7 protein-coding genes are annotated in these 12,071 nt (G+C 70.7%); all 7 read left to right on the top strand.

The window, feature by feature from the left end:
* The first annotated feature begins 676 nt into the window (after window positions 1-676).
* The 7 genes from ACZ6NZ_RS17120 (at window position 677) to ACZ6NZ_RS17090 (ending at window position 11,943) form a co-directional block, all read left to right on the top strand.
* Window positions 677-3,511: a Na+/H+ antiporter subunit A gene (locus ACZ6NZ_RS17120; RefSeq protein WP_465858946.1), complete on the top strand. Its 2,835-nt coding sequence runs from the start codon at window positions 677-679 to the stop codon at window positions 3,509-3,511.
* A 55-nt stretch (window positions 3,512-3,566) separates the two neighbouring features.
* Entirely contained in the window at window positions 3,567-4,046 is a 480-nt protein-coding gene (locus ACZ6NZ_RS17115; protein WP_366608354.1) for a Na(+)/H(+) antiporter subunit C, read from the top strand.
* Window positions 4,046-5,551: a Na+/H+ antiporter subunit D gene (locus ACZ6NZ_RS17110; protein WP_465858945.1), complete on the top strand. Its 1,506-nt coding sequence runs from the start codon at window positions 4,046-4,048 to the stop codon at window positions 5,549-5,551. The genes ACZ6NZ_RS17115 and ACZ6NZ_RS17110 overlap by 1 nt, the downstream gene beginning before the upstream one ends.
* A complete protein-coding gene (locus ACZ6NZ_RS17105; protein WP_465858944.1) occupies window positions 5,548-6,159 on the top strand; it encodes a Na+/H+ antiporter subunit E in 612 nt (203 codons plus the stop codon). Before ACZ6NZ_RS17110 ends, ACZ6NZ_RS17105 begins: the two co-directional genes overlap by 4 nt.
* Window positions 6,156-6,419 (top strand): MrpF/PhaF family protein, encoded by a 264-nt coding sequence (locus ACZ6NZ_RS17100; RefSeq protein ID WP_366608357.1) that lies wholly within the window; start codon window positions 6,156-6,158, stop codon window positions 6,417-6,419. The genes ACZ6NZ_RS17105 and ACZ6NZ_RS17100 overlap by 4 nt, the downstream gene beginning before the upstream one ends.
* Complete coding sequence (mnhG, locus tag ACZ6NZ_RS17095; RefSeq protein WP_366608431.1) at window positions 6,419-6,748, top strand: monovalent cation/H(+) antiporter subunit G; 330 nt, start codon at window positions 6,419-6,421, stop codon at window positions 6,746-6,748. The genes ACZ6NZ_RS17100 and mnhG overlap by 1 nt, the downstream gene beginning before the upstream one ends.
* Window positions 6,749-6,927: 179 nt before the next feature.
* Window positions 6,928-11,943, top strand: coding sequence for a fibronectin type III domain-containing protein (locus ACZ6NZ_RS17090; RefSeq protein WP_465858943.1), 5,016 nt, complete (start codon window positions 6,928-6,930; stop codon window positions 11,941-11,943).
* Window positions 11,944-12,071 lie beyond the last annotated feature (128 nt).

Below are 12,071 nucleotides of genomic sequence, written 5' to 3'. Positions count from 1 at the left end.
GCCCCGCCCGCACCCCGCGCCTTACCTGCACCGCACTGCGCCCCGCCCGCGCCCTGCGCCGCGCCCCCGCCCGCGCCCTGCGCCGCGCCCCCGCCCGCGCCTTGCGCCGCGCCCCGCCTGCGCCCGCCCGTCCACGGTTCTGCCCTGCGCCCGCTCCACCCTGTCGATCATGGAGTTGTGGTGGGTGACAAGTGCCCCGTGAAAGACGAAACCGGGCGCCACAACTCCATGATCGACCGGGATGCGCTGCTCGTTCAGCGCGATCTTGCACTTGCTGTCGCGGCATAGGGGGCATTTGGTGCAACTCGACAGCCGAAACTGCAAGATCGGCGCGAGTGGGGGAGGTTGGCTGGGGCTGGGGCTGGGGCTGGGGCTGGGGCTGGGCGGGCTGGGCCTCGGGCAGGGCTGGGCGTCGGGCTGGGCTGGGCCTCGGGCTGGGCTGGGCGTCGGGCTGGGCTGGGCCTCGGGCAGGGCTGGGCGTCGGGCTGGGCTGGGCCTCGGGCAGGGCTGGGCGTCGGGCTGGGCTGGGGGGTCGGGCTGGGCTGGGGGAGGGCGGGATGGGTGGGGTTGGGGGTGAATTCTGGCAAAACGGCCCGGCGGGGGAGGAACTGGCGTCTGATCGCTGCTAAGGCGCCACCGCTGCCACGGGCGTCGGCCATGTCGATCAGGAGCGCAGGTGCTGGTACTGCTCATCCTCCATCTCGTGGCGGCCCTCGCCGCGCCCCTGCTCGTCCGCTGGTGGGGTCCGCGCGCGTGCTACCCGCTGGCGCTCGCGCCGGCCGCCGCGTTCTGCTGGGCGGTGGCTCGCAGCCCGGCCGTCGCCGACGGTGGGGCGGTGGTCGAGACGTACCCGTGGATCCGGCAGTTGGGCCTCGACATCGCGTTCCGGCTCACCACGCTGTCCTGGCTGATGACGCTGCTGATCGGCGGCGTCGGCGCGCTGGTGCTGGTCTACAGCGCCCGGTATTTCGGTGCCGGCTCCACCGGGTTGGCGCGGTTCGCGGCGGTCCTGGTCGCCTTCGCGGGCGCGATGCTCGTGCTGGTCTTCGCGGACGACCTGCTGCTGCTCTACGTCGGCTGGGAGTTGACCACGATCTTCTCGTACCTGCTGATCGGGCACAGCACCGAACGGCGGTCCAGCCGTTGGGCGGCGGCGCAGGCGTTGACAGTCACCACGCTGGGCGGCCTCGCCATGCTGGTCGGCTTCATCATGCTGGGCGAACACGCCGGCACCTACCGCTGGTCGGAGATCAGCGAGCAGCCTCTGCCCGGCGGCGGGTACCTGGTGGGCGCCGTGCTGCTGATCCTGGCCGGCGCGCTGTCCAAGTCGGCGGTGCTGCCGTTCAGCTCGTGGTTGCCGGTCGCGATGGCGGCACCCACGCCGGTCAGCGCCTATCTGCACGCCGCCGCCATGGTCAAGGCCGGTGTCTATCTTGTCGGGTTGCTCGCGCCGGTGCTCGCCACGGTCGGTCCGTGGCGGCCGGTGGTGCAGGTCGCCGGCGTGGCGACCATGCTGCTCGGCGGGTGGGCCGCGCTGCGTCAGACCGACCTCAAGCTGCTGCTGGCGTACGGGACGGTCAGCCAGCTCGGCCTGCTGGTCGCGGTGACCGGCTCGGGCACCCCCGACGCCGCCCTGGCCGGCACTGCGATGCTGCTGGCGCATGCCCTGTTCAAGGCGGCGCTGTTCCTGGTCGTCGGCATCATCGACCACGGTGCCGGCACCCGTGACCTGCGCGAGCTGTCCGGGGTGCGGCACTGGTCCCGGCCGCTGTTCGTGGTCGCCGTGCTGGCCGCGGCGTCGATGGCCGGGGTGCCGCCGCTGGTCGGCTTCGTGGCCAAGGAGGCGGTGTTCGCGGCGTTCACCGACGAACCGGCGCTCCTCACCGGCCTGGTCGCCGGGACGGTGCTCACCGTCGCGTACAGCGCCCGTTTTCTCTGGGGCGCGTTCGCTGACCGGCCCGGCGTGGAACCGGTCCCGTCGGGGCCGATCGCCGCGTCGCTGCTGGTACCGCCCGCGGTGCTCGCCGGTGTCGGTCTGCTCGCCGGTCCGGCCGCGAGCGTGTTGGACGACCTGCTGCGCCCGTACGCCGATCTGCTCGGCAAGGTCGACGCGCACCTGGCGCTCTGGGCCGGACCGACCCCGGCGCTCGGCCTGTCCGTGCTGGCGCTCGTCGGTGGCGGTCTGCTCTTCGCCGTGCGCGGGCCGCTCGCCCCGGTGCTGGCGCGGCTCCGGTCACCGGTGGGGGGCAACCAGGGGTACGAGTGGGTGGTCGGCCGGTTCGACCGGCTGGCCATCGAGGTCACCAGCGCGACGCAACGGGGATCGCTGCCGCAGTATCTGGGCATCATCCTGGTGACACTGGTGTTGGTGCCGGGTGCGGCGATGCTGTCCGCCAGCCCGTGGCGGGCGCGGATTCCCCTCTGGGACAGCGCGCTGCAACCGGTGGTCGTCGTGGTGATCACGGTGGCGGCGGTGCTGGCGGTCGGCGCCCGTCGCCGGCTGACCGCGATGCTGCTGGTGGGCATGACCGGTTACGGCACGGCGATGTTGTTCGTGCTGCACGGAGCGCCCGATCTGGCACTCACCCAGTTTCTGGTGGAAACCGCGACGATCGCGGTTTTCGTGCTGGTGCTGCGTCGCCTGCCGGAGCGGTTCTCGGCCCGCCCGCTGCGCCGTACCCGTTGGGTCCGTCGGGTGATCGGGGTGGCGGCGGGGGTGGTGGCCGCCGGCTTGGCCCTCACCGCCGTCGGCGCCCGCCGGGCGCCGGACATCTCCGCCGCCTTTCCGGACCTGGCGGTGGTGCACGGGTACGGCCGCAACGTGGTCAACGTGACCCTTGTCGACATCCGGGCCTGGGACACGATGGGCGAGCTGGCGGTGCTGGTGGTGGCCGCGACCGGGGTGGCCAGCCTGATCTTCGAGCGCTCCCGCACCGGGCCGCGGCCGCGCCGGCCCGATGCCGAGCAGGGGGCGGGTGGCCGCGGCCGGCCGGTCTGGCTGCGCGGTGGCCCCACCCTCTACGAGGAGCGTCGCTCGATCGTGTTGGAGGTGGTCATCCGGCTGATCTTCCACACCGTGGTGCTGTTCTCGCTGTTCCTGCTCTTCTCCGGGCACAACGCGCCGGGCGGCGGGTTCGCCGGCGGGCTGGTGGCGGGTCTCGCCCTGGTGGTGCGCTACCTGGCCGGCGGCCGGTACGAGTTGACCGAGGCGGCCCCGATCGGCGCCGGCGCGATTCTCGGCGCCGGGCTGGCTCTGGCGGTGGGCAGTGGGGTGGTGGCGCTGCTGGTCGGCGGGTCGGTGCTGGAGAGCGCGAAGGTCGACCGGACCCTGCCACTGATCGGTGACGCCCATCTGGTCACGTCGCTCTTCTTCGACATCGGCGTGTACCTGGTGGTGATCGGGTTGGTCCTGGACATCCTGCGCAGCCTCGGTGCCGAGGTGGACCGGCACATCGAGGCCACCGGAACGGCCGCCGGCGGGTTGACCGTCGACAAGGGGGACCGGGCGTGAGCGCGAGGAGTGAGTCGGTTTTGCGAGCCCCGCAGTCGCGAACAGGGGTGGCACGGTGACGGCGAGCGGTGCGGGGCCGACGTTGGTGCTGGTGCTGGCCGTCGCGGTGCTGGTCGGGTGCGGGGTGATCCTGTTGTTGGAACGCAGCCTGACCCGGATCCTGCTCGGGGTGATCATGCTCGGCAACGGGGTGAACCTGTTGATCCTGTTGGGCGGGCGGTCGGGTGGGGCGCCGATCGTCGGCACCGGTCCGGTGCAGCGGATGAGCGACCCGCTGCCGCAGGCGATGGTGTTGACCTCCATCGTGATCACGTTCGGGTTCACCGCGTTCCTGCTGGCTGTGGCGTACCGCAGTTGGTATCTGTCCGGCGACGACGAGGTGCCCGACGACCTGGAGGACAGGCAGATCATCCGCCGCGCCGGGCGCAACGAGATGGGTGCGGTCGATCACGGTGGGGAGGGCCCGAACGGCGACCCGGAACAGGTCGATCCCGAGCCGGCCCGCCGACGGTTGCGACGCGGGGACGAGTCGTGATGCGCGCCCTGGTGCCGTTGCCGGTGGTGGTGCCGCTGCTCGGTGCGGCGCTGACCCTGCTGCTGGCCGGGAAGCCCCGGATCCAGCGCACCATCAGTGTGCTGTGCTTGGGCGGCACGCTCGCGGTGGCGGTGGTGCTGCTGGTGCAGGCGTACCGGCACGGGCCGGTGGTGGTGGCGGTCGGGGGGTGGCCGGCGCCGGTCGGCATCGTCCTGGTGGCCGATCAACTGGCCGCGCTGATGGTGGTGGTCTCGTCGGCGGTGACGCTGTGCGTGTTGCTGTACTCGGTGGGCCAGGGCCGCAGCGAGACGAGCGAGAGCACCCCGGTGTCGATCTTCCACCCGACGTACCTGGTGCTCACGGCAGGTGTCACGAACGCGTTCCTGGCCGGTGACCTGTTCAACCTCTTCGTCGGGTTCGAGATCCTGCTGGCCGCCAGTTTCGTGCTGATCACCCTGGGGGGCACCGAGACCCGGATCCGGACCGGGTCGACGTACGTGGTGGTCAGCATCCTCTCTTCGATGATCTTCCTGACGTCGGTGGGTCTGGTGTACGCGGCCACCGGCACGCTCAATCTCGCCCAGCTCGCCCAGCGTCTCGATGCCCTGCCCGACGGTGTCCGACTGGCACTGGAGCTGATGTTGCTACTGGCCTTCGCGATCAAGGCGGCGGTCTTCCCGCTGTCGGCCTGGCTGCCGGACAGCTACCCCACCGCGCCGGCTCCGGTCACGGCCGTCTTCGCGGGTCTGCTCACCAAGGTGGGCGTCTACGCGATCATCCGCACCGAGACGTTGCTGTTTCCGGGTGGGCGTGCCGACATCCTGCTCATGGTCGTCGCCGGGCTGACCATGGTGATCGGCATCCTCGGTGCGGTGGCCCAGTCCGACCTGAAGCGACTCTTCTCGTTCACCCTGGTCAGCCACATCGGCTACATGATCTTCGGGGTGGCGCTGAGCACCGTCGCCGGCCTCTCCGGCGCGATCTTCTACGTGGTGCACCACATCACCATCCAGACCACGCTGTTCCTCGTCGCCGGCCTGGTCGAGGAGCGTGCCGGCAGCACCGACCTGCGTCGTATCGGCGGGCTGGCCCGGGTGGCGCCGCTGCTGGGTGTGCTCTTCTTCATCCCAGCCATGAATCTCGCCGGAGTGCCACCGTTCTCCGGCTTCCTCGGCAAGCTCGGCCTGCTCCAGGCCGGGGTGGCCGCCGGCGGGCCACTGCCCGGGGTGCTGGTCGCGGCCGGCACGCTGACCAGCCTGCTCACCCTGTACGTGGCGTCCCGGGTGTGGAACATCGCCTTCTGGCGCGCGCCCCGGCTGGCCACCGGCGAGCCGGTGACCCAACTGCCGAGGCTGATGGTGGGCGCCACAGTGGCCCTGGTCGCCCTGGGGCTGGCGTTGACAGTGCTGGCCGGTCCGCTCTTCGACGTCACCACCGACGCGGCTTCGGACCTGCGGCTGCGTACCCCGTACGTCCGTGCCGTGCTGCCGGGCGGTGTGCCGTGACCGGCCCCCCGCAGCCGGCTCCCGACGCCCCCCGGCCCGCTCCGGTGGGGCGGGGCCGGCTCGGGCGCTGGCGGGACCAGGCGGTGGCGCTCGGGTGGCTGGTGCTGGTCTGGATCCTGCTCTGGGGTGACATCAACTGGGCCAACCTGGTCGGTGGCCTGTTGGTGGGCGCGGCCGTGCTGGTGTTCTACCCGCTGCCGGCGGTCAGCTTCGGTGGCCGGTTGCGACCGTGGGCGCTGCTGGTGTTCGCTGGCCGGTTCGCCGTCGAGTTGGTCAGCGCGAGCCTGCACATCGCCCGGATCGCCGTGCAGCCCGGCTACCGACCGCGCGGGGCGATCATCGCGGTCCGGTTGCGGGTGGCCACCGACCTGAACCTGGCGCTCACTGCGGAGGCGGTCTCGTTGGTGCCGGGCACGTTGATCCTCGAAGTGGACCGGGATGCCGGCACGCTCTACCTGCACGTCCTGGACACCCACCGGCCGGCCGACCTGGACGTGGCCCGGGAACGCACCCTCACCGTCGAACGACGGATCATCCGCGCGGTCGGCTCCACCAGCGAACTGCGCCGACTCGACGTCACCTCACCCGAGAAGGGAACCCGCCCGTGACCACCTTCCTGGCCGTCGTCCTCACCGCGCTGTTGTCGGTGACGGCGCTGCTCGCGCTGACCCGCCTCTACCGTGGCCCGTCGCTGGTCGACCGGGTGATCGCCGCGGACATGCTGCTGGCCACCATGGTCGCCGCGGTGGGCGCCGAGGCGGCGGTCAACCGGCACGCCACCACGCTGCCGGTGCTGGTGGTGCTCTCCCTGCTCGGCTTCGTGGGCTCGGTGTCGCTGGTCCGCTTCGCCGTCCGGGAGCAGCAGTGATCGCGACGATCGCCGACTGGCTCGGCGCGTTCTGCCTGGTGGGCGGCGCGCTGCTCGCCCTGGCCGCCGCGATCGGCGTACTGCGGTTCCCGGACGCGCTGTCCCGGATGCACGCGGCCACCAAACCGCAGGTGCTCGGGGTGCTCCTGTTGCTGCTGGGCATCGCGTTGCGGCTGCGGTCCCCGGCGGACCTGGGCATGATCCTGCTGGTGGCGGTCTTCCAGCTGTCCACCGCGCCGGTCGCGGCGCAGATGATCGGGCGGGCCGCGTACCGGTCGGGGCGTCTTGACCGGAGCCTGCTCGACACCGATGAGCTGGCCGACCGGTGACCCGACCCGGCCGCCCCGACCCAGCCGCTGGTGTGGTCACCGGGCCGATCGTGCCCCGCGGTTAGCACACACTCCTGTTCGATCTCTAGATGTAGACGTATCTATGCATCGCCTGAACGTCTCTTGCTGCCGTGAATCGACCGTTGTGACGATGTGCGCCTCACAACGGGAGACACAAATTGAAGAGACATTCGCGGGCCCGGGCCCGTGTCGCTGGCGCACTCATCGGTGCGGTGACCCTCGGCCTGCTGGTCGGCGTGCCCCCCGGGCCTGCCGCCGCCGCCCTGCCCGAGGGCGGGATGACGGCTGCCGCACTCAACACCGAGTTCAACTCGTACGGCGACACCGGCGGCAAGTGGACGAGTGGAGACAGCACCGTCTCGATCCCGCTGCCGGACGGCCGTAACGCGTGGCTGTTCTCGGACAGCCTGATCGGCACCGTCAACGCAGACCACACTCTGCCGAAGAACACCCCGATGGTGAACAACTCCATCGTGGTGCAGGACGGATCCGACCTGGTCCAGACACTGCACGGCGGCTCGGCCGCCGCACCCGCCTCGCTCGTCCGTCCGACCGATGGCAGCGCCGACAAGTACTGGGTCGGCGACGGCACGGTCGAGAGTGGCGTGCTACGGGTGGTCTACCAGCGGATGAAGACGACGGGCACCGGGCCGCTGGACTTCGCCCAACTGGACAGCGCCGTGGTCACCTTCGACCTGCCGGCGCTCACCGTGCGAAGCATCGTGGACCGGGGGTACGGCAACAGGGTCGCCTGGGGTTCAGCGGTGCTCGAGGACGGCGCGTTCACCTACATCTACGGAGCCGAAACCGTCGGCCAGATGCGCTTCGCCCACGTCGCCCGGGTACCGGCCGGCGGACTCTCCGGTGCCTGGCAGTTCTGGACCGGCAGCGGCTGGTCCACGGCCCAGGGCGATTCCGCTCGGGTGCTCTCCGGCGTTGGCGCCGGCTTCGGCATCCAGAAGGTGGGCGGCACCTACGTCCTGGTCACCCAGGAGAACAACCTGATCTTCTCGGCCGACTTCGTGGCCTACACCGCCAGCTCGCCCACCGGGCCCTTCGCCGGCCCGTTGCCGTTGTTCACCGCCCCGGAACCGGCCACCATCCCGGGCAGCATGGTGTACGACTCCCGTGTGCACCCGGAGTTGGCGCGCGCCGGGAAGCTGTTGGTGTCGTACAACGTCAACAGTCTCGTCGCGGACGCCGTCTACGGCGACGTGAGCACCTACCGGCCCCGGTTCGTCGAGGTCGACTGGCCCCGGCCCACTCCCGATCCGACCGCGGTGCCCGCCGCGCCCACCGCCCTGACGGCGCAGGCCGACAGTAGCGGCGCCGTCAGCCTGCGCTGGCAGGCGCCCGCCGGCACCGCCTTGACGTACGAGGTCCACCAGCGGGACGTGACGGCGGGGCAGACTCACTTCGCGCGGGTCTCCACCGGGATCACCGGGACCTCCACCGCGCTGAGTGTGTTCTACGAGACCGGCCACGCCTACGAGTTCAGGGTCGCGGCCCGCAACACCGCCGGGGCCGGACCGCTCTCCGCCCCCGCCACGGTGACCGTCACCATCGGAGTTCCCACGACGCCGACCGGTGTGGTGGCGGCCGCCGCCGACGGCGGTGCCATCACGCTCAACTGGAACACCGTTGCGAACGTCTGGCGCTACGAGGTCTACCGGCGCGACATCACCGCCGGCGAGACCGAGGCCAGCCGGCAGTGGGACTCCTCCCCGCAGGACACCACTCTCACGATGAACGGCCTGGAGAACGGCCATCAGTACGCGTTCCAGGTGGTGGCCGTGCACGGCGGCGGCGAGTCGCCACGGTCGGTCGAGGTGACCGCGACAGCGTTCTACAGCAGACCGTCGACGCCCACCGGGCTGACCGCCACCACCCAGACCACCGGCGACATCAAACTCCAGTGGACGCACACCAACAGCACCGACTGGTTCTACGTCTACCAACGCGACGTGACCGCCGGCGAGACGGACTTCACCAGGCTGGAGTGGCCGGTCGACACCTGCTGCACGATGACCGCGGGCGGCCTGGCCAACGGGCACACCTACGAATACAGGGTCACGGCCCTCGGCAAGGGCGGTGAGTCGGCGCAGTCCGGCGTGGCCACGGCGACCGCGCAGCGCCCCCTTCCGGCCACCCCCACCGCCCTGGCCGCGGCCGCGCAGCCGGACGGCAGCATCAAGCTCACCTGGCAGCAGTCGCAGCCCGACGTCTGGTTCCAGGTGTACCAGCGCGACGTCACGGCCGGCGAGGCGGACTTCACCAGGCTGGAGTGGCCGGTCGACACCTGCTGCACGATGACCGCCGGCGGTCTGGTCGACGGGCACACCTACGAGTACAAGGTCAGCGCGCTCGGTGCCGCCGGTGAGTCACCGACGTCCGCCGTCGCCTCCGCGACCGCGGACGTCGCGGCGCCCGCCGCCCCGACCAACCTGCGGGCCACGGCCGGGAACGGCCAGGCGGTGTTGACCTGGGACGGTCTCGCCGACAACTGGCACCTGGTGTACGTGCGGGACGTGACCGCCGGCGAGACGGTGTTCAACCAGCTGGAGTTCCCGGTCACCACCTGCTGCACGATGACGGCCGGTTATCTCACCAACGGCCATCGCTACGAGTTCAAGGTGACCGCCAGCGGGTCGGGCGGGGAGAGCACGGCGAGCAACGTCGTCGCGGTGACGCCGACGGCCCCGCTGCCCGCGGCCCCCAGCGCACTGACCGCGACGGCCCAGGCCGACGGCACCATCAAGCTGGCCTGGACGGCTCCCGGCCCGGATCTCTGGTACCAGGTCTACCAGCGGGACGTCACCGCCGGGGACGCCGCTTTCACCAAGCTCGCCACCCCGGTCACCAGCTGCTGCACGATGACCGCCGGCTACCTCACCAACGGCCACTCGTACGAGTTCAAGATCGCCGCGATCAACTCCGGTGGTGAGGGCCCCACCGGCAACGTGGTGTCCGCGACGAGTAGCCAGCCCCGTCCGGCCGCACCGACCAACCTGCGCGGTCAACCGGCCGGGTCCGGCACCATCGAACTGAACTGGGATGCGCCGGCGTCCGGCCTCTTCTACTGGGTCTACCAGCGCGATGTCACCGCGGGGCAGACGACGTTCACCAAGTCCACGCTGCCCAGCAGCACGACCTCGGCGACCCGGGGCTATCTGGCCGACGGCCATGTCTACGAGTTCAAGGTGACCGGTGAGAGTCAGGGCGGGGAGGGTGTCGCCTCGTCGACCGTCCGGGTCACCGCCGTGGGCGGGGTGCCTCAGGCGCCGGGTGGGCTGACGGCCACCGCCGGCGACGGCAAGGTGATCCTCAACTGGACGGCCAGCCCGACCGGCGGTTCCTGGTACCAGGTCTACCTGCGCAACGCGAGCGCCGGCCAGTCGTGGCAGAAGGTCAGCACTCCGGTCACCACCTGCTGCACCATGACCGCCGGTTACCTCACCAACGGCGATGTCTACGAGTTCAAGGTCACCACCATCAACGGCGCCGGGGAGTCCACGCCGACGTCGGTGGCCAGCGCCAAGCCCCTGCCACCGGTACCGGCCGCGCCGTCCGGTCTGACGGCCACCTCGGGAGATGGGAAGGTCGTCCTGAACTGGACGGCGAGCTCGACCGGCGGCGTCTACTACGACGTCTACCTCCGTGACGCGACCGCGGGACAGTCCTGGCAGAAGGTCGCACTGCCGGCGACCTGCTGCACGATGACCGCGGGGTACCTCACCAACGGTCACCGCTACGAGTTCCGGGTGGCGGCCAGCAACATGGCCGGTCAGTCGGCGACCAGCAACGTCGCGGCGGCGACCCCGCTCCCGCCGTTTCCCCAGGCGCCGTCCGGGCTGACCGCCAGTGCCGGCGACGGCAAGGTGACGCTGCGATGGACGGCCAGCTCCACCGCGAAGGTGTACTACCTCGTGGAGTACCGGGCCTCCGGCGCGGCGAACTGGACCCGGCTCAAGTTGCCGGTCACCCAGTGCTGCACCTTCGTGGCCGGGTACCTCGGCAACGGCACGACCTACGACTTCCGGGTACGGGCCACCAACCAGGCGGGGGACAGTTCTCCGAGCAACACGGCGTCGGCCCGGCCCATGCCGCCGTTCCCGCAGGCGCCGTCCGGGCTGAGTGCGGCGGCCGGGAACGGCAAGGTGACGTTGACGTGGACCAGGAGTTCGACGCCGAACGTCTACTACCTGGTCGAATACAAGACGAGCACCTCGTCGACCTGGACCAGGGTCAAGGTGCCGATCACGTCGTGCTGCACCTTCGTGGCCGGCTACCTGGGCAACGGCACCACGTACAACTTCCGGGTGCGGGCGACGAACATGTCCGGTGACAGCACGCCGAGCAACGTCGCCTCGGCCAAACCCATGCCGCCCGTGCCCACGCGCGTGTCGTCGCTCTCCGCCAGCTCCAACGGGGTCAGCCAGGTGAACCTGAGCTGGACCAGGAGCAGCACCGCCGGGGTGTACTACTGGATGGAGTACCGGACTGCCGGGGATTGGCACTGGATCCGTCTGCCGCTGCCTGCCACGGGCACCTCCGCCGCCCTGAAGTACGGATTCTCGGACGGCGAGTTGCATGAGTTCCGGGTGGTCGCCTTCAACATGTCCGGGGAGAGCGCCGACTCCCCGATCGCCGAGGCGGTCGTCCAACGGTCCGAGTACGCGAGGACCCGCGGTGGAAACGACATCAACGGCAGCAACCTCGTCGCCACCCGGGTGTTGGGGGGCGGGAGTTGGTGTGACCCGGGCTTCGGCTCGCGGGTGTGCTACGGCACCTCCCCGGCAGGAGATCAACCGGCAACCGTCGGAGACTACTTCTTCTACGGTGGGAGCGAGAGTTCGTACCGGTCCCGTCTGCGGTGTGAGGCGTACAAGCGGGCGAACATCCGCTTCGGCTATGGCCGCGTCTCTGCCGACATCAGGGGCCCGGATCTCCCACGGCACGAGGTGATCCACTCCGACGCGTACTCGCGATACCTGTCCGCGGCAAACTTCCTGGCGGACTACGGAGTCCAGTCGGCCTACTCGAGACTGACGACGGGGAACGCCTACGAGGGGAACAGGTTCGAGAAAGAGGCCAATCTCTACTGGGGCGGATACTTCGTCTTCGATACGGCGCGTCGCTACGGCGGTACCTCCGAGTGCAACTGGTTGTACTGACCCAGAACCGACCAGACGGCCGGCCCCGGACGCAGTCCGGGGCCGGCCGCCGGCATCGCGACCATCTCTCAGCGGCCCTTCAGCCGGGATGGATAAAATGGCGGCATGATCGACTCTTCTGCCCAGGA

The organism is Micromonospora sp. NPDC047756, from assembly GCF_055587245.1.
The sequence above is the reverse complement of the archived record's forward strand: the minus strand, read 5'-3'. Positions and strand labels throughout refer to the sequence as shown.

What these genes read in the sequence shown, in the direction of transcription:
- ACZ6NZ_RS17110 (WP_465858945.1), top strand. Translation starts at nt 4,046, where the DNA reads ATGCGCGCCCTGGTGCCGTTGCCGGTGGTGGTGCCGCTGCTCGGTGCG.